30 protein-coding genes and 1 tRNA gene are annotated in these 26,740 nt (G+C 65.0%); 9 read left to right on the forward strand and 22 right to left on the reverse strand.

Translation table 11 applies throughout. From position 1 onward, the window contains the following. Positions 1–69: 69 nt before the first annotated feature. The gene (locus tag M8312_RS01025; protein ID WP_250118545.1) at positions 70–621 is read left to right on the forward strand and encodes a Pycsar system effector family protein; all 552 of its coding nucleotides are present in this window, start codon (positions 70–72) and stop codon (positions 619–621) included. On the opposite strand, the gene M8312_RS01030 is transcribed toward M8312_RS01025, so the two are convergent. The 3 genes from M8312_RS01030 to M8312_RS01040 are packed head-to-tail and all read right to left on the reverse strand — an operon-like array spanning position 618 to position 3,374. Continuing rightward, positions 618–1,523, reverse strand: coding sequence for an NAD-dependent epimerase/dehydratase family protein (locus M8312_RS01030; RefSeq protein ID WP_250118546.1), 906 nt, complete (start codon positions 1,521–1,523; stop codon positions 618–620). The two genes, M8312_RS01025 and M8312_RS01030, sit on opposite strands and share 4 nt — an antisense overlap. Further along, positions 1,520–2,575, reverse strand: a complete 1,056-nt coding sequence (obgE, locus tag M8312_RS01035; RefSeq protein ID WP_250118547.1) for a GTPase ObgE — start codon at positions 2,573–2,575, stop codon at positions 1,520–1,522. Before obgE ends, M8312_RS01030 begins: the two co-directional genes overlap by 4 nt. A gap of 37 nt (positions 2,576–2,612) precedes the next feature. Next, positions 2,613–3,374: a sulfite exporter TauE/SafE family protein gene (locus M8312_RS01040; RefSeq protein WP_250119806.1), complete on the reverse strand. Its 762-nt coding sequence runs from the start codon at positions 3,372–3,374 to the stop codon at positions 2,613–2,615. Positions 3,375–3,574: 200 nt separating this feature from the next. Between M8312_RS01040 and epsC the strand changes: the two genes are divergently transcribed. Next, positions 3,575–4,261, forward strand: a complete 687-nt coding sequence (epsC, locus tag M8312_RS01045; protein ID WP_250118548.1) for a serine O-acetyltransferase EpsC — start codon at positions 3,575–3,577, stop codon at positions 4,259–4,261. Then, on the forward strand, positions 4,258–4,602 hold the full coding sequence (locus M8312_RS01050; RefSeq protein ID WP_250118549.1) for a DUF2794 domain-containing protein: 345 nt from the start codon (positions 4,258–4,260) through the stop codon (positions 4,600–4,602). Before epsC ends, M8312_RS01050 begins: the two co-directional genes overlap by 4 nt. On the opposite strand, the gene M8312_RS01055 is transcribed toward M8312_RS01050, so the two are convergent. Continuing rightward, positions 4,583–5,689, reverse strand: a complete 1,107-nt coding sequence (locus M8312_RS01055) for a hypothetical protein (protein ID WP_250118550.1) — start codon at positions 5,687–5,689, stop codon at positions 4,583–4,585. The genes M8312_RS01050 and M8312_RS01055 overlap by 20 nt on opposite strands. A gap of 113 nt (positions 5,690–5,802) precedes the next feature. Continuing rightward, the gene (locus M8312_RS01060; protein ID WP_250118551.1) at positions 5,803–6,129 is read right to left on the reverse strand and encodes a glycine zipper 2TM domain-containing protein; all 327 of its coding nucleotides are present in this window, start codon (positions 6,127–6,129) and stop codon (positions 5,803–5,805) included. A 134-nt stretch (positions 6,130–6,263) separates the two neighbouring features. Between M8312_RS01060 and M8312_RS01065 the strand changes: the two genes are divergently transcribed. Then, complete coding sequence (locus M8312_RS01065; protein ID WP_250118552.1) at positions 6,264–6,974, forward strand: NADPH-dependent FMN reductase; 711 nt, start codon at positions 6,264–6,266, stop codon at positions 6,972–6,974. On the opposite strand, the gene dcd is transcribed toward M8312_RS01065, so the two are convergent. Further along, on the reverse strand, positions 6,975–7,529 hold the full coding sequence (gene dcd / locus M8312_RS01070) for a dCTP deaminase (protein WP_250118553.1): 555 nt from the start codon (positions 7,527–7,529) through the stop codon (positions 6,975–6,977). Between the two features lie 145 nt (positions 7,530–7,674). On the opposite strand from dcd, the gene M8312_RS01075 reads away from it, so the two are divergent. Next, positions 7,675–9,192: a replicative DNA helicase gene (locus M8312_RS01075; RefSeq protein ID WP_250118554.1), complete on the forward strand. Its 1,518-nt coding sequence runs from the start codon at positions 7,675–7,677 to the stop codon at positions 9,190–9,192. A 56-nt stretch (positions 9,193–9,248) separates the two neighbouring features. On the opposite strand, the gene astD is transcribed toward M8312_RS01075, so the two are convergent. Together astD and M8312_RS01085 are read right to left on the reverse strand one after the other, a co-directional pair. Continuing rightward, positions 9,249–10,673: a succinylglutamate-semialdehyde dehydrogenase gene (gene astD, locus M8312_RS01080; RefSeq protein ID WP_250118555.1), complete on the reverse strand. Its 1,425-nt coding sequence runs from the start codon at positions 10,671–10,673 to the stop codon at positions 9,249–9,251. Between the two features lie 33 nt (positions 10,674–10,706). After that, a complete protein-coding gene (locus M8312_RS01085; protein WP_250118556.1) occupies positions 10,707–12,053 on the reverse strand; it encodes a protein adenylyltransferase SelO family protein in 1,347 nt (448 codons plus the stop codon). Between the two features lie 41 nt (positions 12,054–12,094). Here M8312_RS01085 and M8312_RS01090 point away from each other — a divergent pair, with 41 nt between their 5' ends. Then, positions 12,095–12,958 carry an alpha/beta fold hydrolase gene (locus M8312_RS01090; protein ID WP_250118557.1) on the forward strand — a complete coding sequence of 288 codons (864 nt, stop codon included), beginning with the start codon at positions 12,095–12,097 and terminating at the stop codon, positions 12,956–12,958. Here the strand turns inward: M8312_RS01090 and M8312_RS01095 are convergent. The 9 genes from M8312_RS01095 to M8312_RS01140 form a co-directional block, all read right to left on the reverse strand. Continuing rightward, positions 12,955–13,617, reverse strand: coding sequence for an SCO family protein (locus tag M8312_RS01095; protein ID WP_250118558.1), 663 nt, complete (start codon positions 13,615–13,617; stop codon positions 12,955–12,957). The two genes, M8312_RS01090 and M8312_RS01095, sit on opposite strands and share 4 nt — an antisense overlap. Continuing rightward, the gene (locus M8312_RS01100; protein WP_250118559.1) at positions 13,595–14,044 is read right to left on the reverse strand and encodes a copper chaperone PCu(A)C; all 450 of its coding nucleotides are present in this window, start codon (positions 14,042–14,044) and stop codon (positions 13,595–13,597) included. The genes M8312_RS01095 and M8312_RS01100 overlap by 23 nt, the downstream gene beginning before the upstream one ends. 44 nt (positions 14,045–14,088) lie before the next feature. Continuing rightward, positions 14,089–14,409, reverse strand: coding sequence for a 2Fe-2S iron-sulfur cluster-binding protein (locus M8312_RS01105; protein WP_349773289.1), 321 nt, complete (start codon positions 14,407–14,409; stop codon positions 14,089–14,091). A gap of 15 nt (positions 14,410–14,424) precedes the next feature. Continuing rightward, positions 14,425–15,600: an acetyl-CoA C-acetyltransferase gene (locus M8312_RS01110; RefSeq protein WP_250118560.1), complete on the reverse strand. Its 1,176-nt coding sequence runs from the start codon at positions 15,598–15,600 to the stop codon at positions 14,425–14,427. 77 nt (positions 15,601–15,677) lie between these two features. Next, positions 15,678–16,652 (reverse strand): quinone oxidoreductase family protein, encoded by a 975-nt coding sequence (locus M8312_RS01115; RefSeq protein ID WP_250118561.1) that lies wholly within the window; start codon positions 16,650–16,652, stop codon positions 15,678–15,680. Between the two features lie 755 nt (positions 16,653–17,407). After that, positions 17,408–17,842: a phospholipase effector Tle1 domain-containing protein gene (locus M8312_RS14490; RefSeq protein WP_502957433.1), complete on the reverse strand. Its 435-nt coding sequence runs from the start codon at positions 17,840–17,842 to the stop codon at positions 17,408–17,410. Between the two features lie 34 nt (positions 17,843–17,876). Then, positions 17,877–19,457, reverse strand: a complete 1,581-nt coding sequence (locus M8312_RS01130) for a flavin monoamine oxidase family protein (protein WP_284070190.1) — start codon at positions 19,455–19,457, stop codon at positions 17,877–17,879. A gap of 12 nt (positions 19,458–19,469) precedes the next feature. After that, positions 19,470–19,946 (reverse strand): RidA family protein, encoded by a 477-nt coding sequence (locus tag M8312_RS01135; protein WP_250118564.1) that lies wholly within the window; start codon positions 19,944–19,946, stop codon positions 19,470–19,472. Positions 19,947–20,066: 120 nt separating this feature from the next. After that, positions 20,067–20,612 (reverse strand): TetR/AcrR family transcriptional regulator, encoded by a 546-nt coding sequence (locus M8312_RS01140; protein ID WP_250118565.1) that lies wholly within the window; start codon positions 20,610–20,612, stop codon positions 20,067–20,069. 128 nt (positions 20,613–20,740) lie between these two features. Here M8312_RS01140 and M8312_RS01145 point away from each other — a divergent pair, with 128 nt between their 5' ends. From M8312_RS01145 to M8312_RS14405, 3 genes are all read left to right on the forward strand, one after another. Next, positions 20,741–21,316, forward strand: coding sequence for a hypothetical protein (locus M8312_RS01145; protein ID WP_250118566.1), 576 nt, complete (start codon positions 20,741–20,743; stop codon positions 21,314–21,316). Positions 21,317–21,433: 117 nt separating this feature from the next. Next, positions 21,434–21,676, forward strand: a complete 243-nt coding sequence (locus tag M8312_RS01150; protein ID WP_250118567.1) for a MoaD/ThiS family protein — start codon at positions 21,434–21,436, stop codon at positions 21,674–21,676. An 87-nt stretch (positions 21,677–21,763) separates the two neighbouring features. After that, positions 21,764–21,892: a hypothetical protein gene (locus tag M8312_RS14405; RefSeq protein WP_284070191.1), complete on the forward strand. Its 129-nt coding sequence runs from the start codon at positions 21,764–21,766 to the stop codon at positions 21,890–21,892. Between the two features lie 63 nt (positions 21,893–21,955). On the opposite strand, the gene M8312_RS01155 is transcribed toward M8312_RS14405, so the two are convergent. The 5 genes from M8312_RS01155 to M8312_RS01175 all read right to left on the reverse strand — a co-directional run bounded on the left by M8312_RS01155 (position 21,956) and on the right by M8312_RS01175 (position 26,738). Continuing rightward, the gene (locus M8312_RS01155) at positions 21,956–23,602 is read right to left on the reverse strand and encodes an MBL fold metallo-hydrolase (protein WP_250118568.1); all 1,647 of its coding nucleotides are present in this window, start codon (positions 23,600–23,602) and stop codon (positions 21,956–21,958) included. A gap of 127 nt (positions 23,603–23,729) precedes the next feature. Then, positions 23,730–25,055, reverse strand: coding sequence for an amidase (locus tag M8312_RS01160; protein ID WP_250118569.1), 1,326 nt, complete (start codon positions 25,053–25,055; stop codon positions 23,730–23,732). Positions 25,056–25,114: 59 nt separating this feature from the next. Then, positions 25,115–25,188, reverse strand: a tRNA-Cys gene (locus M8312_RS01165). A 52-nt stretch (positions 25,189–25,240) separates the two neighbouring features. Further along, positions 25,241–25,978, reverse strand: coding sequence for a DUF1223 domain-containing protein (locus M8312_RS01170; protein WP_250118570.1), 738 nt, complete (start codon positions 25,976–25,978; stop codon positions 25,241–25,243). 1 nt (position 25,979) lies between these two features. Continuing rightward, positions 25,980–26,738 (reverse strand): molybdopterin-dependent oxidoreductase, encoded by a 759-nt coding sequence (locus M8312_RS01175; protein ID WP_502957465.1) that lies wholly within the window; start codon positions 26,736–26,738, stop codon positions 25,980–25,982. Positions 26,739–26,740: the final 2 nt, after the last annotated feature.

Here is a 26,740-nt window from a genome sequence, read left to right on the forward strand (position 1 = left end):
TTACCGCAGGCGCAAAGGCGACTCTGAGCCATTGACGTCAGCCCAGTGCTGGATGCAGCATCCGCGGCGATGAGCGAGGCTGATCCTGCTGCCGGCCTGAGCCTGGGCGAAGACCATGTCTTCCCCAAGGACGTGCACGAGTTCCTGCTTGCCGCCGACAGCGGCCAGATGGCGCTGAGCGAAATGGCCGACAACAAGTCGTCGATGCTGATGGGCGCCAGCTTTGTCGTCTTCAGCCTGTCGATCAGCGATGTCTCGTCCGGCAAGGCGAGCCTGCCGCTGATCCTGCTGACCGCTTTCTCGTTCATGGCGACTGTACTTGGTATCCTTACCGTGCGGCCAGGCCCCATGCGCAAGTGGAAGGTCACGCCTGAAACCGCCAACCTGTTGTATTTCGGCTCGTTCACAAACATCAGCCGGGAGGCCTATGTCGAGCAGGCGATCAAGATCATGCAGTCTGAGGAGGCGGTCTACCGGCACATCGCCCGCAGCGTTTACGATCATGGTTTCGTGCTGCGGAAGGAGAAGTATCGCTGGCTCTACTGGAGCTACACCTTCTTTCTGACCGGCCTTATCGTGACCGGCCTGGCGGTGGTCTGGGAGCTGGTGCTCAAGCGCTAGAGCCAGCCCTGAGCGGTATACCAGGCGGCTGTCTCAGCCATGCCAGAGGAGGCGCCGATCCGCGGCTGCCAGAGGTCGGCCGGCGGGCGCTTGGCAGGATCGGCGACCCAATCCTCGTGACAGAAATAAGCGGCGCGATCGGGGGTAAGCTTGGCGCCGCCCCGACGGAGCAGTTGATCGAACCGGGCTCCAAGTTTGAGCAGCGGCGCCGGAATCGAAACGCTGAGCGGCCGGCGCTCGACCGCCGCGCCGATCGCGCGGGCGAATTCCTTGTGGCTGTAACCGCGCGGTTGCCCGTCGTCGGGCTCTAGCAGGATACGGTGCGGCGCATCCGGTGCCGCCAGCGCGAGCAACAGCCGGGCAAGATCGTCGGCATGGATGATTGATAGCCGTCCCCTTGGGGGGAGGGGCACGAACCCGCCGCGTGCGGCCTTGAACAGGTCGAGCATCTCGGCATCGCCCGGGCCATAGACCGCAGGCGGACGCACGATTGCCCAGTCGAGACCGCTGTCCATGACGATGCGCTCGGCCCGCGCCTTGGAGGCCCCGTAGAGCGAGAGCTCGGGCTCACGCGCTGCGAGGCTGGAGACATGAACGAAGCGGTGAACCCCGCCGGCAGTGGCCGCCGCCAGCATGTTGACGGTCCCTGTGACGTTGCCGGCGTCGAAGTCCGCGCGGGTGCGCGCCTTCAGCACGCCGGCGACGTGGATGACAGCATCGCAGCCTTCAACAAGTCGCTGCAATGTCTCGCGATGGTCCAGCGCGCCCGTGATCCAGTCCACACCGCGCTCGTCCTGCTGGGGACGGCGGGTGAGCGCGCGCAGCTGGTGACCCTCGGCAACGGCGAGGCGGAGGAGCCGCCCGCCAACGAAGCCGGTGCCGCCCGTCAGCGCCAGCTTCACAGCGGTGACCAGGCCTTGCTGTCTTCGACCGCGTCTTCGCCAGCTTCTTCGGTTGGCTCGTCGCCGCCGCCGAGCCGTTCGAGGATGAGGTCGAGGGCACCTTCGATACCGTCGCCGGTCGCGGCCGAGATGAGCAGGGGCTCTGGCGCGCCCGCCTTCTTCAGTGCCTTGCGGGCTGCCTTGATCTGCTCGGGCGAGGCAAGGTCAGCCTTGGTCAGGACTAGCACCTCGGGCTTGTCTTCGAGCTCGGCCGCGTAAGCTTCCAGCTCGCCGCGGATGACTCGATAAGCTTCGCCCGGATCCTCCCCGGCTGCGTCGATCAGGTGGAGCAGGACGCGGGTGCGCTCGACATGGCCGAGGAAGCGGTCGCCGATCCCGGCGCCTTCCGCAGCGCCCTCGATCAGGCCGGGGATGTCAGCGATGACGAATTCGCGGCCCTTGTGTCGGACGACGCCAAGCTGCGGGCGGAGGGTAGTGAAAGGATAGTCGCCAACCTTGGCGGAGGCGTTGGTGGTGCGATTGAGGAAGGTCGACTTGCCGGCGTTTGGCAGCCCGACTAGCCCGACGTCGGCAAGCAGCTTCAGCCGAAGCCAGACCCACAACTCCTCGCCGGGGATGCCCGGCTGGTGCTGGCGCGGCGCACGGTTGGTTGAAGTTTTGTAGCTGGCATTGCCGCGCCCCCCCATGCCGCCTTCAAGCAGGACGACACGCTGACCGACCTCCGTGAGGTCAACGATGACGCTGCGGTCTTCGTCGTCGGCGAGGACCTGCGTCCCAACCGGCACCTTGATGACCAGGTCCTCGCCGCCGGCGCCAGTGCGGTTGGAGCCCGACCCACCCTTGCCGCGCGGGGCCCGGAAGTGCTGCGTGTACCGGAAGTCGATGAGTGTATTGAGGCCCGCGACCGCTTCGAAGACGATGTCGCCCCCCTTGCCGCCGTCGCCCCCATCAGGGCCGCCATATTCAACAAACTTTTCGCGCCGGAAGCTGACGGCGCCGGGTCCACCCGCGCCCGCCCGGACGTAGATCTTTGCTTGATCAAGAAAATGCATGGTCGCGCTCTACTCCGGAGCGGCCGCAAAGGCCACCTCAGGCAAGGAGGCGGTAAAGCCCCCAGGCGCTGGTCAGGGTCAGGACGCAGCCGACCATGACCAGCAGCCGGTCGGCCGGGATGCGCTTGGCGAGCATGGCTCCCAACGGGGCAGCGGCCACGCCGCCAATCAGCAGGCCGACGGTCGCATAGGTGAAGGCTTCCCAGCCGAGTGCGGCGATGAACGTGGCGGATACGGTGACGGTCACGAAGAACTCGGCCGTGTTGACGGTGCCGATGGTCGTGCGCGGCGCGGCGCCCTGCACCATCAGGTTTGACGTGACGATCGGACCCCATCCGCCGCCACCCGCCGCATCCAGGAAGCCGCCGACGAGGCCAAGCGGCTCGACGACCCTGGGCTCCTTCTCGACATGCCGGTGCATGGCTCCACGCCAGAGAAGATAAAGGCCGATTGCGGAGAGATAGAAGAGCACAATCGGGCGCGCGGTAGCCGCGTCGATATTGCTCACCGCATAGGCTCCGAAGATGCCGCCGATCACGCCCGGGATAACGATCCGCAGGAACAGCCGCCAGTCGACGTTGCGATGCGCGACGTGGCTTACCGCCGAAACGCCGGTGGTGAATGTCTCCACTGTGTGAACGCCGGCCGAGGCCATGGCCGGCGTCACACCCATGCCGATCAGCAAGGTTGAACTGATCACGCCATAGGCCATGCCCAAGGCGCCATCAATCAATTGCGCGGCGAACCCCACCAGGATGAAGGGCAGCAGCGCCGACGGATCCGTGAAGAATTCCGGAATAGCCGGACCTTTCCTGTGATGGCTTTCGCGGCTTTGGCGCGACCGGCCCAAGCCTGCAAGTGGCCCGCAATAAGCAAGGCGCTCGGCACAGCCGGACCGGCGCACAAGGAGGCGCCCGGGAGCGAGCAGGGGTACACGTCTGGCATTTGCGCTCCGCGGTGCTTAAATTGCCGCCGCAAAAGGGAAGAGGCGCAGGCGACTTGGCGTTGGGACTGATCGAATATCTGGACTCGGTGAAGACCCGCGACCCCGCCGCGCGCAGCCGCTGGGACGTGATCCTCTACCCGGGCGTCTGGGCGCTCGGGCTACACCGGGTCGCGCACTGGCTGTGGGTCGGCAAACTCTTCTGGCTGGGGCGGTTGGTGAACCATCTCGCCCGCTTTCTGACCAGTATCGACATTCACCCCGGCGCCACCATCGGCCGCAACTTCTTCATCGATCATGGCTTCACCGTCATCGGCGAGACCGCCGACATCGGTGACAACGTCACCATCTACCAAAACGTGACGCTGGGTGGCACGAACCCCTCGACCGGCGTCGGCGGCAAGCGTCATCCGACCCTGTGCGACAACGTCGTCATCGGATCGGGTGCGCAGGTGCTTGGCCCGATCGAAGTTGGCGAAGGTGGGCGGGTCGGCGCCAATGCAGTGGTGACCAAGGATGTGCTGCCCAATACCACCGTGGTCGGCATTCCCGCCCGGCCAGTTCCGGTTGACCTGGTCCACTACAGCCCTGGGTTTGTTCCTTACGGCACTCCTTGTGGCGAGGATCTGGACCCGATGCGAACGCGCCTGGCCGAGCTGGAGGAGGAACTGGCAGCCCTGCGCCGTGACGTGCAGGTGCTTCGCTCCCGGCAGCAGGATGCCCCGGAGGTCAAGGCTTCGTGAGTGTCGTCACTCCCTTTCCGGGTGCGTACCCCCGGAAAGGTGTTGCCACTTTCGAGAGGCTGGAACTCCAGCGCATCATGGACTTGTACGGCCGAATGGTCGCCGCCGGGCACTGGCGCGACTATGCGATGGACTTCGCGCCGGACTTGGCGAGTTTCGCCGCATTCCGTCGAGCTGCCGAGCGACCCGAAGTACGCATCGAAAAACGCCCCTCGCTTCGGGCGAAGCAAGGGGCGTGGGCATTGATCAGCGAACATGGGCAAGTGCTCCGGCGGGGGCACGAGCTGCCGCCCGTGCTTGCCCCGCTGGAGCGCCGTTTGATCAGGTTGGTCGAGGACTGAGCGCCGCCGGGCCGAGTACCGGCAGGTGGCTCTGCAGCCCGCCGGGAAGCCGGGTGACGATCGCCGCCCGCGCCTGATGCCAGAAGGCCGACAGCAACAGCAGCGCCGAACCAATCACAAGAGCAGTCAGTGCGACGTTGAGCTCGACCGCACCGGCCGTCTCGAACAACCGGTTGAGGGCGAACAGGACGTAGGCAAGCGCCGACACCAGCAGTGCACGCCGGTCGATCGCAAGCGCCGTGATTGCGAGGGCGACATAGAGGGCGATCACAACCAGACCTTCGCCGACACCTGACGTCCCGTTGTTCAGCCCAAGAAGGGTGAAGACGGGATGCACAATCATCGGCGCCGCTAGAAGGTGCAGCCAGAAAGCCACGTCCGAACGACGGGTCAGCCGCTGCGGATCGCTCGAGTCCCAGCGCATCGCGAACAGGAATACGCCGATACCGAGCAGAAGCACTAGGCCAAGCATCACGTTTGTGGTGTTCGGCCCTTCTCCGAGGGCGGCGAGCAACAGGCCTGCGACGATCGCCGACACCGACGCAGCGCCGGCAGCGACGGTGATCGGAACATGGAAGCGGCGCCAGTGAACGTAGGCAGCCGCAGCGCCGACGGCCGCGGCAATAGAGCCCGCAACGCCGCCGACGATGACTGCTCGTTCGCCCTGCAAATTGTCCCCGTTGTAGACCAGCGCCTCCAGGAAGCCGATCGTAGCCGCCACGCCACCGACGAACGCCAGCAGCAGCAGGATGGAGGGAAGCGCCATCCGACGCTTGCCGGTGAAGAAGGTCGCCAATCCCCAGGCGGTGGCCGCGACGGCTGCGGGGGCGAGCGCGGACGGACCGTCCTTCACCACGATGCCCAAACTCTCGCCGATACTCTGGCCGATCCAGCCGACCGCAAACAACAGAATGGCGGCGGCGATCGAGACGAAGATGTCATTGAAGCCAGTGATCAGCCGGAACTGCTCATCATCGACCGCCGGCATTGCGCGGGCCTGGTCGAGGAAGCGGCGAAGCGAGTCTGCCGAGTCGGCGCTGAGTGCGCCGGCCGCGACGGCTTCGTCGATATCGTTTTGAGAATACATGGACACCTCCCTGTCGGCACGAAGCCTAGGGTCAGTGTCTTACCAAGTCAATACAGTAGTACGCTGAGCGCCGGCCTCCGGTGAGGGAGGCCGGCGTCCATGCCAATGCCGCTTTAACGGCAGACGTAGCGGTGACCCTCGCGGTTACGGTCGATCGAACGGCCGAGGAGCGCGCCAGCGGCCGCGCCGAGGATGGTCCCGGTCGCGCGGCTACCATGAGTATCGATCGATCGGCCGACCAGTGCACCGCCGACGCCGCCGAGCAGCAGGCCAGTGGTGCCGTCCGAACGGCGGCAACGGGTGCGACCCTGATCGTCGTACCAGGTGCGGCCCTGGTAATAACCCTGGTTGTTGTAGTGCGGGCGGGCTTCGGCCGGAGTCGCAACCGCGACCGGAAGGGCGAGCGAAGCGGCGCTGAGCGCCATCATCATGGTCCGCATGAGTGTTCTCCTCTGAGTTGTTGCGGGCGTCTGCCCTCCTTGTGGAGGCTACAACATGAACAGCCCGCGACAGGTCTGTCAGGTTAAGCGGAGGTTACCTTGTTATCGGTCGAGCGAGCCGTTTTGGCAGATGGGTGGAGCGAATTCACCCGGCTGTCGTTGCATGTCGTGCTGAGAGCGGGCGTTTTCCCTCATGGCGACGCATTTTGGCCCAACCGTTGAGGAAGGCTTCCATGAACAACCAGCAATCCCGGCACCGCATCGCCATCATTGTAGGATCGATTCGCGAGGGGTCGCTGAACCGCAAGCTTGCGCAAGCCATCTGCGGGAGCGTGCCGCGCAGCCTGGATTGCCAAATGCTGACGATCCACGATCTGCCCCTTTACGATCCCGACCTCGACCGAGATCCGCCCGCGCCTTACACCCGCTTCCGGCAAGAGCTTGCGGCCTGTGACGGCGTGCTGTTCGTCACGCCCGAGTACAACCGCGGAGTGCCGTCCGCCCTCAAGAATGCGATCGACGTCGGATCGCGACCGTATGGAAGAAGCGCGTGGGCGAAGAAGCCCGCTGCCGTGATTACGGCATCACCGGGTGCGATTGGTGGCTTCGGCTGCAATCACCAGCTGCGGCAGAGTTGCGTCTTTCTCGACATGCCCGTCATGCAGCAGCCGGAGGCCTACATTGGCGGCATATCCGATGAGAAATTCGGCCCTGACGGCGCGATCACGGACGAATCGCTCGCCAATCTCATCGGCACCATCGGCGAGGCCTTCGCCGCCTGGGTGCAGCTGATTCACGCCGGCCGCGCCGCGCTGCAGCCCGATCCAAGCGGAAGCGGTGCTTGATCAGAGCTTCGGCAGCGTTACCCCGCGCTGGCCCATATATTTGCCTGCCCGGTCGGCGTAGCTGACTTCGCACGGACCTTCGCCACGGAGAAAAAGAAACTGGCAGGCGCCCTCGTCCGCATAAATCTTGGCGGGGAGGGGCGTCGTATTGCTGAACTCCAGCGTGACATGGCCTTCCCAGCCCGGTTCCAGCGGGGTGACGTTCACGATGATGCCACAGCGGGCGTAGGTCGATTTGCCCAGGCAGATCACCAGTACGTCGCGGGGAACGCGGAAATATTCCACCGTCCTGGCTAGCGCGAAGCTGTTGGGTGGGATGATGCAGACCTTGGTCTGGCGATCGACGAAGCTGTTGCCGGCGAAATCCTTGGGATCGACCAGCGCATTGTCGACATTGGTGAAGATTTTGAACTCGTCGGCCACGCGGGCGTCATAGCCGTAGCTCGACAGGCCGTAACTGATACAGCCATCGCGGCGCTGGGCCTCGACGAACGGTTCAATCATGCCGTGTTCAAGCGCTTGCTCGCGGATCCAGCGGTCGGGAAGAATGCTCATGGCGTGGTCTTAGACGCGCGCCCAACCGTTCGTCGATTCACCAGGCGCGGATTTCCCCAGCGGAGACGCACTTGTCCACAAAGCGTCCACCGCTATTCGGAGCAGGCATCTTCACGTGCCTTGGGCGGAGGCATAGAAGCGCGCCATGGCCGAAATTCTCCGACATCCCGGTGCTGGCACCGAAGCTCCCGCGCCGCCCGCGCTGCCGCAGAACATCGAGGCTGAAGCCGCGCTGCTAGGCGCGATGATGCTCGATAACCGGCTGGTCGAGGACGTGCAGCTGAAGCTGCGGGCCGACCACTTCTTCGAGCCGCTGCATGGCCGCATCTACGACGGTATTCTGCGGCTGACCGACCGCAACATGGTCGCCAACCCTGTCACGTTGCGCCCGCTGTTCGAAGCGGACGAAGCGATGAAGGAAGTAGGTGGTCCCGGCTACCTTGCCCAGCTTACGGGCTCGGGCGCGGCGATCATCGGCGCGCGCGATTTCGCCCAGCAGATATATGACCTTGCATTGCTCAGAAGCCTGATCTCGGTTGGCCGAGGGATGGTCGAGGTCGCGCTCGACACCAGCGAGGACGTAGTACCCCTCGAGCAGATCGAGCGGGCCGAGACCGAACTCTACAAGGTCGCCGAGCAGGGTGGGGGCGAGGGCAAGGTCAAGGCCTTCGCCGAAGCCTCGACGATTGCCCTGCGGACGGTCGAAAAGGCGCTGCAGTCGGGTGGGCACCTGTCGGGCATCACCACTGGCCTCGACAGTCTCAATGCCAAGATCGGCGGCATGCACTCGAGCGATCTGATGATCCTCGCCGGTCGACCGGGCATGGGGAAGACCTCGCTTGCCACCAACATCGCCTTCGCCGCCGCGCAGCGCTGGCTGCGCGACCAGGAGGACGGGATCGAGCCAGAGAAGTCGGTGGGTGCGCCAACCGCTTTCTTCAGCCTCGAAATGAGCGCCGACCAGCTCGCCACGCGTGTGCTGGCTGAGCAGTCGGGGATCAGCTCCGAGAACCTCCGCATGGGCAAGATCAGCACTGCCGAGTTCCACAAGCTCGCCCGTGCCGCCGCCGAGCTTCAGTCGCTGCCGCTCTACATCGACGATACGCCCGGCCTGACCATTGCCGCGCTGCGGGCGCGGGCTCGTCGCTTGAAGCGGCAGAAGGGCATCCGCTTCGTGGTCGTCGACTATCTGCAGCTGCTGTCGGGCACCGGACGGGGCGGCACCGACAATCGCGTGCAGGAGATTTCGGAGATCAGCCGCGGACTCAAGCAACTCGCCAAGGAACTGGACGTGCCGGTGCTTGCGCTGTCGCAGCTGAGCCGTGCGGTCGAGCAGCGCGAGGACAAGCGCCCGCAGCTCTCGGACCTGCGTGAGTCCGGCTCGATCGAGCAGGACGCGGACATGGTCTGGTTCGTGTTCCGCGAGGATTATTATCTGAACGCCAAGGAGCCGAAGATCCCGGTCGACGGCGATGATCCCAAGATTTTCGAGCAGCACGACCAGTGGCAGCGCGACATGGAGCGGGTCTACGGCCTGGCCGAAGTCATCGTCGCCAAGCAGCGCCATGGTTCGACCGGCAAGGTGCGCATGAAGTTCGACAGCCGGGTCACCCGCTTCAGCGATCTCGCCGAAGATCATTATCTGCCGGACATGGACGACTAGATCCCGGGGGTGGGGCAGGGCGGACCGGGGCGCGAGCCGCCGGTCCGCCCCAGGCTTTAGCGGTCGCCGACCGGCGGACGGAGACCCTGCGCGATGCTGGCGCGGGCGATTTCTGCTTCGCTGCTGGTGACCGGATAGGCGCAGTAATCCGCGGCGTAAAAGGCACTTGGGCGGTGATTGCCGGACAGCCCGACGCCGCCGAACGGGGCGGTGGAGGGCGCACCGTTGGTTGGCTTGTTCCAGTTGATGACGCCCGCCCGGACGTGCGCCCAGAACTGGTCATATTGCTTGGGTGAACCACCGATCAGGCTGGCGGCGAGGCCAAAGCGCGTGTTGTTGGCCTCTGCGATCGCGGTTTCAAAGTCGGCGACCCGGATGATCTGCAGCACCGGTCCGAACAGCTCCTCGTCCGGGCGGTTCTGTACGGCCGTGACGTCGATCACCCCGGGGGTGAGGAATGGCAGGTCCGGGTTCGTCCGGTCGAGCCGGCGGATGACCTTGCCGCCCTTGATGATGAGGCCCAGGAACTGTTCCTGCAGATGATCGGCGGCGCCGTTGTCGATCACCGGACCCATGAAGGGCACGGGTTCGGCATGCGGCTGGTCAACGATGATCCGGTCAACCAGCTTGAGGGTTGCGGCGAGCAGCTTGTCGCTGTCCTGCTCCGACACGATGAGGCGGCGGGCCGCGGTGCAGCGCTGTCCCGCCGACAGGAAAGCCGATTGGACGATCATGGCCGCGGCGGATTCGACATCCTTGGCGTTCCACACGACCAGGGGATTGTTGCCGCCCAGTTCCAGCGCAAGTATCTTGTGCGGCATGTCGGCGAACTGGCGATGAAGCGCCTGACCCGCCCGGGCGGAGCCGGTAAATAGCAGTCCGTCGATGCCGTCCTCGGCAGCCAGCGCGCGGCCTTCTTCGGGACCGCCGATCACCAGCCGGGCGACACCCTCCGGCACACCGGCTTCATGCAGATAATCGATCAGCCTGGCGCCGACGGCCGGCGTCTTTTCCGACGGCTTGAATACCACGGCGTTGCCCGCCAGCAGTGCAGGCACGATGTGGCCGTTGGGCAGGTGGGCCGGGAAGTTGTAGGGTCCGAGCACCGCCAGCACGCCGTGCGGCTTGTGGCGGACCGCGACCTTCGCTCCAAGGGCGCCTTCCGACCTCAGGTTGGGCGTACGCTCGGCATAGGCGTTGATCGAGATGTCGACCTTGTTGACGACCGACTGAACCTCCGTCGCGGCTTCCCACAACGGCTTGCCGGTTTCGCGCGCAATCAGGTCCGCGAAGGCGTCGGCATTGCTCCGCACGACATTGGCGAAGCGGCGCAGCGTCTCGCTCCGGTAGGCGACGGATCGTTCGGCCCACTCGGCCAGTGCCTCGCGAGCAATGGCCACCTCCTGGCCCGGGTTGCCGACAGGTCCCGACCAGAGTTCGGCTCCGGTCGCGGGCTCGGTGGAAACGAGAAGGTCAGTCATTGCGGGCCCGTGTCGAGCAAGAGGACAGGCCGGTCAAGCGCCGCTCCCCATCGCTTCTCCCATTCGGCGGATGGCAGCGACTTTGCGGTTCATTTCGGACCAGTCATCGGCTTTCGCGATCGGCTCCCAGATCGCCTCGACCTCGTCGATCAGCATCGAACATGGCGCGTCGTCCTGCCAGTAGGGGTGGGTTTGCGGTGTGAGGCGAGGTTGTAGAAGGTCAATGAGTGCATCGGAGGTGCCTGCCGGGCGTCGTCCGGCACGCAAGTCGAAGAAGAAGCGATCGATCCCGATCTCCTGCTTGCCCAATTCGGCGACAATCGCCCGGGCAAGCGCGCGGTCCTCGTCGGCATCGCCGGGAGCAACGCCCAGCCGCTTCAGCAAGGCCGCGACGAGCGCCAGGTGGAAGCGCTCGCCCCAACCTTGCAGCAGCGCCGATAAGGCTGGTGGATCGGCGATTAGCGCCAAGCACCCCGCGAGTTGGGCGAGGTTCCACTGGATCGCCTCGGGCTGCCGCCCAAAGGCGTAGAGGCCCGAATGATCAAAGTAGGCGGCCGTGAACTGCGGATCCCAGGTCGGCGCAAAACGCCATGGGCCGTAGTCGAAGCTTTCGCCGGTCACATTAATGTTGTCGGTATTGAGGACCCCGTGGACAAAGCCGGCGGCCATGTAGCTGGCGGCAAGTTCGGCGGTGGCCTGACTGACCCGCTCGAGCAGCTGGACGGCGCCGGCGTCGGGATCGTCGCCGAACAGGTGCTCGAGACAGTAGCGGACGAGGCTTTCCATGTTCTCGACTTCCTCGAAGAAGGCGAGCCGTTGAAAGGAGCCAATGCGGATGTGCCCGTGGCTAAGCCGGGTCAGCACGGCCGAGCGGGTGGGCGAGGGTTCATCGCCACGGACGAGGTCCTCACCAGTTTCGAAGACGGCGAAGGTGCGACTGGTGTTCACTCCCAAAGCTGCAAGCATCTTGGTCGCCAGTACCTCGCGCACCGCCCCCTTGAGGGTCAGGCGTCCGTCGGCAGTGCGGCTGTACGGCGTCTGGCCGCTGCCCTTGGTGGCAAGGTCGAGCAGCCGGTCACGGTCGTCACGAAGTTGGGCGAAGAGGAAGCCGCGTCCATCGCCGAGGTCGGGATTGTAGGAGCGGAACTGGTGTCCATGATAGCGGAGCGCCAGTGGCTCCGGGAGGTTGTCGGCAAGCGGCTCGAAGCGGTGGAAGTGCGCTTCCCAGTCCACCTTTTCCAGACCGACCGTTGCCGCCGCGCGGCTATTCAGGAAACGCGGAATGGCTGCCGGAAAGACTGCCGGAGCGACAGGATCATAGAAGGCCTCTCCGAGTTCCAGGATGCGAGGGTCTGGCCGATAGGCTTGCGTTCGGGTCATATGGTCCGGATAGGAGAAGGGGAACAGGCAAGGGAGGTCATGTGGCCGCTTTCGAGGACCGCTACTACAACAGCGCGGACGGCGTGCGGCTCCATTATCGCGATTATGCGGGGGGTGAGCCCGAACAGCCGCCGATTATCTGCCTGCCAGGCCTGACGCGCAATGCGCGCGACTTCGAGCCCGTGGCCGACCGCTTCGCGGGAGAGTGGCGGGTGATCGCGCTGGACTTTCGCGGGCGTGGGCTGAGCGACCCTGATCCGCAGCCGGGCCGCTACCTTCCGCCCACCTATGCCCGCGACGTGTTGAAGCTGCTCGATCAGCTCGGCATTGCGGACGCGGTGTTTGTCGGAACCTCGCTTGGCGGGCTCACCACGATGCTGATCTCGGCGATGGAAGAGGAACGGATCGCCGGCGCGTTGATCAACGACATCGGTCCGGAGGTCTCGCCAGCAGGGATCGAGCGGATCAAGGGCTATGTCGGGAAGCCGACCAGTTGGCCGGACTTTGCAGCCGCCGGTGCTGCGTTCGCCGACCGCGCCGGCGACGTTTATCCGGATTGGGCGCCGGCGAATTGGGAGCGGTTCGCTCGCCGCTGCTGCCGGGAAGAGAATGGCAAGGTCGTACTCGACTATGACATGGCGATCGCCCAGCCGTTTACCGCAGCCAACGAAGCGGTGCAGCCCGACCTCTGGCCGCTGATCGACAATCTAAAGGGAAAGCCGGTTGTCATCCTGCGCGGTGAGCTTTCTGACCTATTCAGTGCCGAAACCGCTACCAAAATGGTCGAGGTGCTCGGCCCAAGCGCCGAGCTGGTGACGATCGAGCGCGTCGGCCATGCGCCGAGCTTCGATGAACCAGCGTCCATCGCCGCTGTCGAGCGCTTGCTGGCGCGCGTCCCCCGCTAGGCCGTTATTCGCTTGAGCTTGGCAATGGCGGCCTCGTCGCCTTCCTCCTGGGCGATTGTGGCGACGAACTTGCCGTCGCGGCCGAACAGCAGTGCGGCCGCGCCATGGTCCATGGTGTAGCCGTCAGGTGCGCTCGCATCGGGAACCTTCGCCTCATAGATCGCGTGCTGTTTCGCGACCTGATCGATCTGTGCGCGGGTTCCGGTCAGGCCGATGATCGGGCTGTTGAACAGCTTGGCATAACTGCCGACGGCCTCGGGCGTGTCGCGTTCGGGATCGACGGTGACGAAGACGATCTGGAACGGCGTTTCCCCCTTGCCGAGCTGCTGGCGCAAGCGGACCAGCCGGGCCAGGGTGTTCGGGCAGACGTCCGGACAGTGGGTGAAGCCAAAGAACATGACGTACGGCGTGCCCGCGAGACTTGCGGAGGAGAACGGCTTGCCGTCAGCGCCTGTCAGGGTGAACGGGCCACCAAGTTGGAAGTTTGAAGAACCCGGATCGGCGCGCTGGGTCACCTCGCCTGAGGTCGAGACCACTGGCCTCAACCAGAAGAATGCGAGCGCGAGAAGGGCGATCAGAACGATCGCCCAGACGATCAGCCGTACCCGCCGCAGATTGCTGTGCCCCGCTGGCGGATCAGTGTCCATGGGGTTGGTCATATGGCGCGTTCATCTGAATGGGCAGTCGAATTTGCCGCTCACCGCCATGCTCGAAAAGAACGGTCAGCGGGAGGGTGGCTCCGGTCCTCAGCGGATTCCTGAGCCCCATCAGCATGACGTGCAAGCCGCCCGGCGCCATGGCCAGCATCTTGCCCGCTGGCACAACAATCGAGCCGGCCGAACGCATGCGAGCCACTCCGCCACTTATCTGTGAGCGGTGAACTCCGGCCATGTTTGCGGCCGGGCTGGAGACGCTAACCAGGCGGTCGGCGCCCGGACCGTAATTGCGAATGACGAGATAGGCAGCGGCGCTGCTTTGCCCATTAACGGTGGGACGAGCCCAGCCGCTGACCTGGACGCCCGTCGGTGCCATCGTGGCCGATGTAGCGGCCACGGCGGCAAGTGCGAGCAGGCATGGCTTCATCATGGCGCGCATGTAGGGGCGCCGACGTCGGACCGCCAGAGCACAGCTCAGTCTTCCGGTGCAACGGTCACTGACAGCCCATCAAGTGATTGACGCACAATGATCTGGCACGACAGTCGACTGTTCGAACGGCGGACGTTTGTCGTGTCGAGGACCTCGTCTTCAAGCGGACTGACCGGCTCCAGCGCAGCCAGCCAGGGTTCGTCGACATAGACCTGGCAAGTGCCGCAGCTGCAGCAGCCGCCGCACAGCGCCAGTATCTCCTCGATGCCGGCGGCGCGGAGATTTTCCATCAGAGATCGGCCAGTCGTGGCGCTCACCTCCTTGCGGCGGCCGTCACGGGTAGTGACCTCAACGGTGATGATCATGCGCCGTCGAACCGGTCAGAGTGCTTCGACGATGGTGACGTTCGCAATCCCGCCGCCTTCGCACATCGTCTGCAGGCCGAAGCGCTTGCCGTTCTTGCGCAGCGCATGGATCAGCGTAGTCATCAACTTGGTGCCAGAGGCGCCGAGGGGATGGCCGAGCGCGATGGCGCCGCCGTTGACGTTGAGCCTGGCCGGATCGCCACCAATCTCGCGCAACCAGGCGAGAGGTACGGGCGCAAACGCCTCATTCACTTCGTAAAGATCAATATCCTCGATCCGCCGGCCAGACCGCTGCAATGCGCGGCGGGTGGCGGGGATTGGCTCCATCAGCATGATGACCGGATCGCCGGCGGTAACCGTAAGGTGATCGACGCGGGCGAGCGGGGTCAGGCCATGTTCCTTGAGCGCCCGCTCGCTGACCACCATGACGCCGCTTGCGCCGTCGCAGATCTGGCTTGCATTGCCGGCGGTAATCACGCCGTCCGGCTTGATCGTCTTGAGCGAGGCCAGCCCCTCGGACGAAGCATCTGCGCGGACTCCTTCGTCACGAGTATGCTGGCGTTCAGTGCCGTCGTCGCCGCGCACCGTAAGCGGCACGACCTCCTTCTCGAAGTCGCCCCGGTCGATCGCCGCCGCGCCGCGCCGATGACTCTCGAGTGCGAAAGCGTCGAGCTCTTCGCGGGTCATCCCGTAATTACCGGCGATCATCTCGGCCCCGGTGAACTGACTGAACTCAGTAACGCCGTAGCGGTCCTTGATCGACTGCGGCCACGGGCCTATACCGATCCCTGCCTGCATCGGCAGGATGACAGGCAGGCCCATCGGGACGCGTGTCATGCTCTCGACACCGCAGGCAATGACAACGTCCTGAGTCCCGCTCATCACCGCCTGCGCGGCGAAGTGGAGCGACTGCTGCGAACTGCCGCACTGCCGGTCGATGCTGACGGCCGGAACGCTATCGGGCAGCTTGCTGGCCATCACCATGTTGCGGCCAATGTGGAAGCTCTGCTCACCGATCTGGCCGACGCAGCCGGCGATGACGTCCTCGACCACAGCCGGGTCGATGCCTGACCTTTCGACGAGCGAGTTCAGCACGGCTGCACCCAGGTCGGCCGGGTGCCAGTCCTTCAGCGCGCCGCCGCGCTTTCCTCCGGCGGTGCGGGCAGCGGCGACAATATAGGCTTCGGCCATGTGGTCAGGTCCTCGTGAACGATGAGCAGCAGACACATCGGTCAGCAGCGGTTTGCGCGCAAGGTCGGGAAGTCTGATCAGGGCAGCAAGAGCACCGATCCAGTCGTCTTGCGGGCTTCAAGATCGCTATGGGCGCGCCCCGCGTCGATCAGCGGATAGCGCGCACCGATATCGACGTTCAGTTTGCCGTCCCGGATCATGGTCCACAACCGCTCGGCACCTTCGCGGCGATCGCCTTGATCACGATAATAGTCGAAAAGGGTCGGCCGGGTGACGAACAGGGAACCCTTGTTGGCGAGCACGCCAAGGTTGACGCCGGTGACCGGCCCTGAAGCGTTGCCGTAACTGATGATGAGGCCGCGAGGCGCAGCGGAGCCGAGGCTGGCTTCCCAAGTCTGCTGGCCGACCCCGTCGAATACAACGGGAACACCCTTTCCAACTGTCAACTCCCGGACCCGGTCGGCGACAACATCATGATCGTAGCGAATGACATCGGAGGCACCGGCGCGGCGGGCAATGGCGGCCTTGGCCTCGGTCGAAACGGTGCCGATGACGCGGGCACCCAGCGCTTTCGCCCACTGGACCAGCAATTGCCCCACTCCCCCCGCGGCGGCGTGGATCAGGACGTCCTGTCCAGCCTGCACCTTGCCGCAGCGCTCGGCCAGGAACTCGGCGGTGCAGCCCTTGAGCAGGGATGCGGCGGCGGTTTCTGCCGGGATGTCCGCTGGAACCGGCATCAGCATGTCGGCGGCGATGACCCGCGCGGTGGCGTAGGCGCCGCGCTTCGGTCCGAACGTCGCAACCCGGTCGCCCTCCTTGAAGTCGGCGTTCGTGCCAGCGGCACGAACAATGCCAACCGCCTCCATCCCGAGCAGGCTGGGCAGTTCGCCAGGATAGATCCCGTTGCGATGGTAGACGTCGATGAAGTTCAGCCCAACCGCCTCATGCTCTACCAGTACTTCGCCAGGGCCCGGTGGGGGCAGGTCGACAGTCTCCCATTCGATCACTTCGGGACCGCCGGTGCGGCGTATGATGGCGCGGGTGGCTTGCATGAACCCGACTTAGGAAGCCGCATCCCCCGCGACAATCGACGTGCCACATACTGAAGCGAGGAAGGCGGCGCGTTCCTGCCGTGGCCGTGCACAACGGCTGGACATCCCGAACTTCCCAACCCGCAATGGGACTCGCCCTCGGGCTTGCGAAGGTCCATGTTTCGCGAGGTGCACATCGTGCACGGGTGCAGACATGGCTGCAGCAGTCGCGCCTGCAACGAAGAACTTCGCTGGGACTCGGTCTCGTCGCGCGGGCAGCCTCATCTTTGTATGGCTAGCAGTCGCCTGCACGCTGGTGGCCGTGGTCGCGTTTGTACCGACTTACTGGCTGCAAGTCCCTGCAGGAACCTTCGTTGGGGCGCCGATCGTCCACCTGCACGCCGCTCTAAGCACCGGCTGGATGCTTTTCCTCGTCATGCAGACATATCTGGTCGCTCGGGGACGGTTACGGCGGCATCGTGATTGGAGCCTCGCCGGCATCGCACTTGCAACGCTGGTTGTCGTCGTAGGCCTTGCAACGGCAGTGATCAGTCTGCGTGAGCGGCTGGCTCGCGGGGAAGGCGATGCGGCGCGAATGTTTCTCGCGACGCCGTTCGCCGCAATGATGCTCTTCGCCTTGTTCACAGGTGCGGCAATCGCCTGCACGCACCGGCCCGAGTGGCACAAAAGGCTGATGATCGCCGGGACGGTGGCGCTGGTGAGCGCGGCGGGCGCCCGGGTCGCGTTCCTTCTTGCGATGGGGCGGCATCCGGGACTTAGACCAGGCGTGTTGCCGCCACCGCCCGAGCCGATGCCCACCGTGGTCGGCCTCGTGCTTCAGCTGATCGTCGTGGCCGGCATGATCCGTGACCGGACAAGGGCGCGCCTGGCTTTAGAATCCCGCATTTGGCGACCAGGTCTGACGGGCTCCGCGCAGTATAGGCGCCCCGACTGAAGCCAAAGGTGGAGAGCTCGTCGCCGGGTTCGAAGCACTCCGTCAGCCAGGCATAGGCGTGGATGATTTCCTGATCGATGCCGTAACCCTCGACACCGCCGCGAACGGCATCGCCGGGTTGGGTGCCAATTCCCTTGCTGTAATAGACGAGCTGGTCCCGGGCACGTGGATCGCAGAGGCATGTGAGGCGCCAGACTTTCATGTTGTCTTCCAGCGTGGCCCAGGTGCCATCCAGGAGGATCGCGATGCGCTTCATCGTCGTGAAAGCCACCTCCGCAAGTTGATAGCTCCTACGCTGCCGTGACGCCCTTCTCAGCTGCCATTTTGGCCAGGAGCGACACCGCCTCGTGCGCACTGGTGGCCGCGCTTTCCTGCCACAGCCCAACGTATGACAGATGCTCGCCAGCGAAGATGATGGGGCCTTCGGGCTTCAGCAGCTCCGCATAGCGGGGGCCGCGCCGAACGCCGGCGCCGGCGTCATCGAAGTCCGGGCCGATTGCCCCCACTCCCTCGGACCATGGCACCAGTCCCCAGTCGACCGCGACTGCGCCTTTGAGCTGATTGGAGCGGCCCGGATGAAGCGCTTCGACCGACTCGCGACTGATCCTGATCTGCTCGGCAATCGGCAGCTTGGCGAAGGCTTCGGGCGTGTCGGGGTGCGTCCATCCGGCGCAATAGGCTCCCACCAGCACGCCGCGGGCCGAGTTGAACCCGCTGGAGGGATAGAGAATATTCTCGTTCAGGCGGTCGGTCCATGCCATTCCGCCGTAGACGTGATCGTCTGTTTCCCAGAAGCGAGGTGCCTCGAACGCCACCTTGGCGCTCTTGAGCATTGGCACCTCCTTGAGTGCCGCACTTTTAGCTGGGGAGAAGTCGCTCGGGATCCGCGACAGGATGGGCGGCGGCAGGGCGCAGATGCAATAGTCGGCGCGGGTGACGCCGCTTCGGTGCTCGATCCTCACACCCGCATTTTCGCGTCGAATGGCGCTGACCGGTTCATTCACTCGTGCCTTGTTTCTGAGTGCGTCGTGGAGCGCATGGGCGATGTGGTCCATGCCGCCCACCGGCTGCATCATGGTTGGCTGCATCTCGGTCAGCTGCTCGAACACATGCGGCAGCCCGACTCCCCGATTGGGAAGCGTTTCGCGCAGGGTCAGCGGGTCCAGCAGCTCAGCCGGGTGGTCGTAACCGCCAGGCGGCACCTTGTAGCCGGAACGTGGGTGCGGGCGCAGGACGCCCTGCGCATCGAGGCCCGAGTAGAAGCGTAGGAACTCGGCGAATTCCTTCATTTCCTCGGCTGGCATGGTGTCGTTGAGGGCGTGGCGATTGATCGCCTTCGTGAGCAACTCGCCGATGCGACCCTGGAGATCGAACACCATCCGGCCGCCTCTCACGGCCTTGCCGCCGAAGTCCCAGCTCGCGGAGCGGTTCGCGTTGACGAAGGGCTCGAGCGGCACGCCGAACTTGCGTGCGTAGCCGAGGATCGCATGATGGTGGGACGGCAGCCGGGCAGGACCGGCATTGAAATAAAGGCCCGGCGAGAAGCTTGCCCGCTGCTCGTCGCGACCGTTCAGCACGATCCGGTCCCTGCCACGAATGGTCCAGCTGCGCCCGCCGACCCGATCGCGGGCCTCGAGCAAGGTCACGCGGTAACCGGCCTGCTCCAGCTCGAATGCCGAAACCAGACCGGCGATGCCGGCGCCAAGAATCACCACGTGCGGTCCGCCACCGGGCAGTTTCGGCAAGGCGAAGTTCGCGGCGCTGGCTGGCGTGCCCACCGCCAGCCCCATCATCTGCATGGCGGCGTAAGTGGCGCCCAGGCCAGCAGTCTGGCCGATACGGAGCAGGGCTTCGCGACGTGAAACGGTCATTACCCTGTCTCCCTACTTGGCTGCGGTCACCTCAATCTCGACCAGGAAGTCGGGGTCGTAGAGCCCCGCGATCTGCACCGTGGTGCGGGCCGGCTTGGCCGGCTGCTGGGGAGTGCCGAAACGCTCCCGATACGCCTTCATCATGCCGGCGAAGTCCATTCGCGACTGACCGGACGGGGCGACGAGAAAGACGCGCATCATCACGACATCGCCAAGGCCGAGACCCTGCGCCGCGAGCGCCTTCTCAACTTTTGCCAACACGGAGCGGGTCTGCGTTTCGGTGTCGCCGTAGCGCTTTGGCGAGCCGGGCGGCGCAGCGGAGTCCGCAATATCCGGAACCTGGCCACTGACATAGACGATCCGAGCGTCCCCAAGCACTGCCACGCTGGTTGAGATTGGCGCGTCTGGTGGCCCGATGCGGACGGGCGAGCCCGCCGCCGGAACCATGAAACCAGCCGCCACGCACACGAACAAGATCGATCGAAGCATCGTGACGTCCCCCCGTGCGGGACAAGGTAGCATGGTTGAAGCGGGCTGTCCTCTAGCGGATTTCTGCGGTTCGCCGGGTCTACGTCACAGCCAGGAACGGTCGCCGGGCGGTAAGCTCGATCAGTCCGCTCGGCGCAATGCTCGTGCCGAGGCCCTGCTGGTCTGACACAAGGCGGTGGCCATGTCGTCGACGCTCGCGAACGCGCGACCGCGCAGCCAGTTCTCCACCAGCGCGAGTTGCGCCTCGGCCAGGTGAATTGCGGCGAGGCGAGGCGGCAGGAGCAGTGACTCGCTGGAACGGCGCAGCTGGCTCTCGATCATCTCGCTCAACGAAAGCGCTACAATCCGGCGCGCGCTTCCGGTGAAGATCGGATCGACCAGCCGCCTGTTGTCCCAGAAGTGGTCGAGCACGCGCGCAAGCTCCGGAACGTGGTCATCTCCACCAAGGCAAGATGCGAACACTTCCAGAAATTGCGCCATTGAAGCGCGGAGCACGTCGTCCTTGCTGCTGAAGTGCTCGTAGAAGGTGGAGCGCGCGATGCCGGCGCCCGCGACGATGCTCTGCACCGAGACGTTCTCGAAACCATCCCGAAAGAGCAGACCGGCGAACGCGTTCAGGATTGCGGCGCGGGAGCGCAGACTTCGGTTCTCGATCGGTGCCGTCATGAACCGCTTATCGGACAAAGCGCGGCGAATGTCCGCGTTCTTGATGCTTGGTCGAAACACCCGTTTTCGGCTCTCGCAAGGACCCGTAGCTCCCGCTGCATAGTCCATCAGAAGGAAAACGCAGCGCCATGTTCAAGCCACTGAACCTCATCGCGATCGCGGCTTTGCTTGCAGTGCCGACGATTGCCAAGGCACATTCGGTTACGCAAACGCATTTCCTCGAAAAGGCAAAGCCGTACGCACCCTTCGAGTTTCTGATCGGCGACTGGTACAGCAGGCTCGCCACCCAGAACGTCTCCATCCATCAGGAATTCAAATGGGGACCGGCCAAGTCCTACATCACCTATGCCAGCTATCTGGTTGTGCCCGGCCAGCCAGAGCAGCTGCACTTCACGGGGATGATGGTCTGGAACGGCCAGTCGAAAGCGCTGGATTTCCTGTTCGTCCTGCAGCCGGGGAGTGGGGCGCAGGAAAAGGGCGCCGTCGTGGTGCAGCCGGACGGAAGCGTCGTCCGACAAATCGCGCTGACCGCCGCCGACGCCGACCTCGACCACTTTCGTCAGACTTTCCGCAAGGCTGCTGGAGGAAAGGTCATCACCAGCATGATGGAGCGGACGGTCAATGGCTGGAAACTGCAGCCGCCGGGCGAGATCGTGATGGAGAAAGCGCCGGCAATTGCTGGGTCCAACCCGGCAGGCCACTGAAAGCTTTCATCGGCAGGCCTGCTTGAGTTGGCCGCGTGTGCGCATTGTCGTCAATCGTGTTAATGAGTTGACGTTCCTCCGCCTGCGGCTGACGAGCGCCACTCAACGCGAGGTTTCATGAACGTGCGTTTCTATGGCCGCTTGGCCGACCTGCTTGGCGAGGAGATGCGGCTCGACTTGCCCGAGGGAGGCTCGATCGAGAGCCTCCGGCTGGCCATTGTCGAGCGGCACCCCGAGGCCGGAGCAGAGATCATGAGCGGCCGCGTGCGTGCGCTGGTTGGCGACACGATCGTGGATGAGACGAAGCAGCTATCGGCCGCCGATTCCGTGGAGTTCATCCCCCCGGTTTCCGGCGGCTGACCGTGTGGACGACACAACTTCGCGCATGAGCTTGGGCCGACGGGCGAGCGCGAGACCTTCTCGCGTGGCTATGCCGACGGCGACGCCGTGCGCTTGTTTGATCACCAGGACTCGAGCGCCCAGCAGGTGCTTGCGAAGGCCACTCTTCTGGTCCGGCGTCCTTCGGGGGACCAGCCGATCGTCAAAGGTGGCCCCGTCGGCGTGCTGAACTTCTGATCGGGGCGGGGCCTTCCGCCTCACGATCGGACCAGTCATGCGACTGGGCGAACAGGCGCGCATTCACGGTATCGGTTTATTGACTTCACCTTGGTGGGTGTGCGGAGCGGCTGGGTGATGCCGCTGTTTCTCGTAGTCCTTGAGCGCTTCGCGCATGCGCCGAACTGCCTCGCGGCGGGCTGTTTCGCTCTCCAGCTTGCGCAGCTCGGAACGAAGGCTGAGCGTGAACTCCGAAAGGTCGGTCTGCCAGTCCGAAGCGAGCACGCCGCGCACGTCGTCACGGCCAGTCTTCAGACGCCGTGCAGGGGAGGAGGGTGGTAGCTCGTAACACTCGCCGATCTCGGGGATGCGGACGTTGCCACCCTGTCCGCCATCGCCAAGCTCGTCCGCCAGTGATTGCAGCGCGCCGCTTTCCCCATGGGTGAGGAAGGTGGTGCCGGCAATTCGTCCACGCGCCCGCACCCACTGCAGGAGTTCACCGCGATCGGCGTGCGCGGAGTAGCAGTCGAGCCGGCGGATCTGGGCGCGGACATTCACCTCACGACCGGAGATCCTGACCCGCTGAGCGCCCTCCACGATATGTCGGCCAAGCGTGCCTGCCGCCTGATATCCGACAAACAAGACGGTCGAATTGTGCCGCGGCAGATTGTGCACGAGATGGTGCCGCACCCGGCCAGCTTCGCACATTCCCGAGGCGGCCAAGATGATAGCGCCCGAGATGTCATTCAGCCGGATGGATTGCTCAGGCGTCTCAACGAAGTGGAAAGCCGGGTGATGGAACACCTCTGTTCCATCGAGGTCTTCAAGCTCGCGCGCGTGGCGGGCGAAGACGCCGGTGACCCGGCTTGCCAGAGGCGAGTCGATGAAGACGTGAACGCGCGGCAACTCGCCCCTGTTCATCAGAATGGCGATGTCGAGCAGGAGCTCCTGTGTCCGCTCCAGCGCGAAGCTTGGGATGAGGAGATTGCCGCCCCGCGCTAACGCGGATTGGATCTCGTCCTTGAGCAGCCGCCGGCGCTCCGCCGGGGAGACTTCTTCGCGGTCGCGGTCGCCGTAGGTGCTTTCGCACAGGAGGTGGTCGATCCCCTCGACGGGTCCGCCAGGGCTCGCGTGGAAGGACTTGTTGTCGGGCCCGAGGTCCCCTGAGAACAGCAGTCGGGTGGCGCCCGCCAGAACTTCGACGGATGCCGAGCCGAGGATGTGGCCGGCGTTCCAGAGTCGAGCTTCAACTCCAGCAATGGGGTGGAACGGCGTGCCGAGTTCAATCGCCACCGCCTGCGCGCAGGCCGCTTGCGCATCGGCTTCGGTATAGATGGGGACCGCCGGCGGCTCGCCGCGGCGGTCGGGCCGCCGATTGCGCTGCTCGGCTTCATATTCCTGGATGCGACCTGCGTCGGGAAGCATCTGCGCAAGGAGGTCTGCTGTTCCGCTCGTGCAGTAGATCGGCCCGGTGAACCCCTCACGAACCAATCTTGGGAGCAGGCCGCTGTGGTCGACATGCGCGTGAGTGAGGATGACGCCGCCAAGCTCTGCCGGGGTGAAGGCGAATGGCTGTCGGTTGAGCGCTTCCAACGCGCGCGGACCCTGCACCAGGCCGCAGTCGATCAGCAGTCGCTTGCCACCCAGTTCGAGTTCGTAGCACGAGCCCGTGACCGTTCGTGCGGCTCCGTGGAAGGTGAGCGTCGGCGGAGGTTGCGGGCCAGCGTCCATGTTCTCGTGCGATAAAAGGATGAATGAGGCTTGTTGCTAGCGTGCGCATGGTCACGTGCCATACGCAATGTCCGCAGATGAGGCTTGCGACGCTGCCGTTGCTCCGGGCGACCAGGACTTCCGCCGGTCAGTGGTAAGCAAGCGCTTCTTCCGCCCACGTCGCCAGGTCCAGTGCTCGCGCATCCTTGTGCCAGGACGTCACCAGCTGACATCCGACCGGCAGCCCCTCTAACTGCCCGAATGGAATGGCGGCCACGGGCACACCCGCCAGGCTAGACGGCGCGGTCAACGCAAGCTGGGCGTCACGATAGGGCACGAGCCCGCCTTCCAGCAGGACTTCAGTCTCCGCACGGCGGAGCGGCGGAAATGGCGTCGTCGGCAGCAGGAGAGCATCGACCATGCTCTCGTCGAAAGCACGCCGGAGCCCCTCGATCACCCGGGTCCGAAGCTCGCGTGCGTCGAGATAGGCGGCCAGCGGCATCCTCGAACCGGCCTCAAGCGCCGTCCTGACGGTCTTCGAGAAACCTTCCGGGCCGGCGGCCAAGGCAGCGCGATGAACATGCGCCGCTTCGGCTCTCACGAGCGGTGTGTAAGCGGTGGCAGTGAGCTCCAGGTCGGGCACCTCAACCGCAATGACGTCGGCACCAGCAAACCTCAGACGTTCGATCAAGCGCTCGAAAGCGAGGCGCATGGACTTGCTGAGGCGTCCAGCGAGATAAGTTTCTGGGATGCCGAGCCTCGGCCGGTGGACCTCGCTGCTTGGCAGCTCGCGTCCCGCCAGGATGGACGTGAGCAGGCGGGCGTCAGCCATGCAGGTCGTGATCGGCCCAGCATGGTCGCAGGTAAGTGACAAAGGTAGGGCCCCATCAAGTGGCACGAGGCCGTGGGTCGGTTTGAAGCCCACCACACCGCACTGGGCAGCCGGAACACGGATTGAGCCGCCAGTGTCGGTCCCGAGTGAGCCCAGGCCGATGCCGACGGAGACCGCCACGGCGGATCCACTCGACGAGCCGCCCGCCTGTCGCTCTGGATCGTGTGGGTTGCAGACGTCGCCGGTCCACTCGTTCTCGCCGGTGAGGCCGAGCGCGACCTCGTGCATGTTGGTCTTGGCGATGACGATCGCGCCGGCTTCCTGCAGGCGGCGAACCGCGGTGGATGGCTGAAGAGGTGGAAGGTTGGCGCGTGTGCCGGCTCTCGTCCCGAACCCCGGTACCTCGAACAGGTCTTTCACGGTGACCGGAATGCCGTGGAGTGGCCCCCGAATAATGCCCGCTGCCGTCTCCCTGTCGCGCTCACGGGCCAACAGAATCGATCCCTCAGCGTCCATCTCCGCGATCGCGTTCAAGCTGGCATGCCTCTGGGCAGCAGCCACGGAGTCCTGGACGACAGTCTCCGCGGTCAAGCGCCCTTCCGCGATCATCGCAGCGGCATCGACGATGGAAGTTGGCCTCATGAGATCAGCGAGCGGCGAGGCCACGGCCTTTGTGGCCAGTGTTGCCTGATCCTAGGGAGTGGAGGCCCGAGCCGGAATCGAACCGGCGTGCAAGGATTTGCAGTCCTCTGCGTAACCACTCCGCCATCGGGCCGCTGCGGGTGCGTTTGTCGGGCTTGGGCGAGAGTGTCAACCTCGCGCGCTGGTCAGAACTTGCGAGCGGCGATCAGTGGGCCACCGGTTCCCTGCTGCAACAGCACAGCGGTCTTCCAGGCGGGATCGGCCGGCGGGGTCAGGGCCAGCCGGAGCTCCTGGCCGGTCCAGCGGCCCTCGTCGGTCAGCTCGGTGACGATGTTGCGGTGGGGCAGGGTGCGGCCGCCATTCTCTCCAGCGGAAATGGCGACTTGCTGCACGCGAGGATCGTAGCGGACCAGCCAGACGGTAGCCGGCTGAGCGGCCTTTCCGGGACCAACGACAATCATCTTCCCGGATGCCTCGATCGCTGGTCCGCCAGTCAGTGGCGCGGTGTCGCGCAGCATCTGGTCAACCTGCGCTGGATTGCCGCCAACGATCGCCTGGTGGCCGTTCCAGATCATCTGCGGTGTCGCGACCTGCTGCCGACCGCCGCTGCGGGCATAGTCCCACTGGCGCGCCGTGAAAGCGGGCTGGGCGAAGCGGTCCTTCCAGCCAAGCTGGTCCCAGTAGGTCACCGCGAAGCTCAGCGCGAGCACGTCGGGGCGACCGGCGATACGGTTGAGGTTGGCGTTGGCCGGCGGGCAGGATAAGCAGCCCTGGCTCTGGAACAGCTCGATCACCTTGGGATGGCGGGGATCGCCAGCAATGCGCTGAACCGGGTCCTTGGCGGTCTTGTCAGTCATGGGCGTACCGTGGCCTGGGGAGCAGGCGGCGAGCAGGCCAAGCAGCAGGAGCGTCAACTGGCGCACGTCAGATCCCCGCATACCAGGCATAGCCCGCATTATCTTCCCAGAAGCCTCCCTTGCCGCCGAATAGGTCGTCGAGCCGCTCGCGAGCTTCGATCCGCATGACGTACTTCGCCTGCTTGTAGCCAAGCTGCCGCTCTACCCGGAGACGGATCGGGGCACCGTGCGGGATGGCGAGCCGCTGGTCGTTCATGTGGGTGGCGAGGATCGTCTGCGGGTGGAAGGCGTCCACGAGGTCGATCGACTCGTAATAAGGGTGCCCGCCGCTGTCGTCGGCGCAGTGGAAGACGATGTAGTTGGCGCGGCTGGAAAGACCCGCGGCACGGAGCAGCGCGCCGAGCTGCACGCCCTGCCATTTGCCGATTGCGCTCCAGCCCTCGACGCAATCATGCCGCGTGATCTGCGCCCGCTGCGGAGCCTGGGCGAGCTGGGTCAGGGAGAGCTGGAGCGGCCGGGCGACGAGGCCATCGATCACCAGCCGCCAATCGGCGAAGTTGGCGGCCGCGTGGGCCTGGTAGGCGGAAGCGGACGGCATGCTGTTGCCGTTCACGCGGAAGATGGGCGACATGTCGGATGCGGCATATTCGCGGGCGAGGGCGTCGCGGCCGGCAAGCAGCCTTTGCGCGCGATAGTGCAGCCCCTCGGCACCTTCGAGCAGATGCTTGAACTTGGGTTGGGCGTAGAGCTTGTCGCATCCGGCGAGCGTCAGGCCGCCAGCCGTCATGGCCAGGCCGCGGACCAGCGCGCGGCGATCGAGCAGCAGCT

Source organism: Sphingomonas sp. KRR8 (assembly GCF_023559245.1).
In the GTDB taxonomy this organism is placed as follows: domain Bacteria; phylum Pseudomonadota; class Alphaproteobacteria; order Sphingomonadales; family Sphingomonadaceae; genus Sphingomicrobium.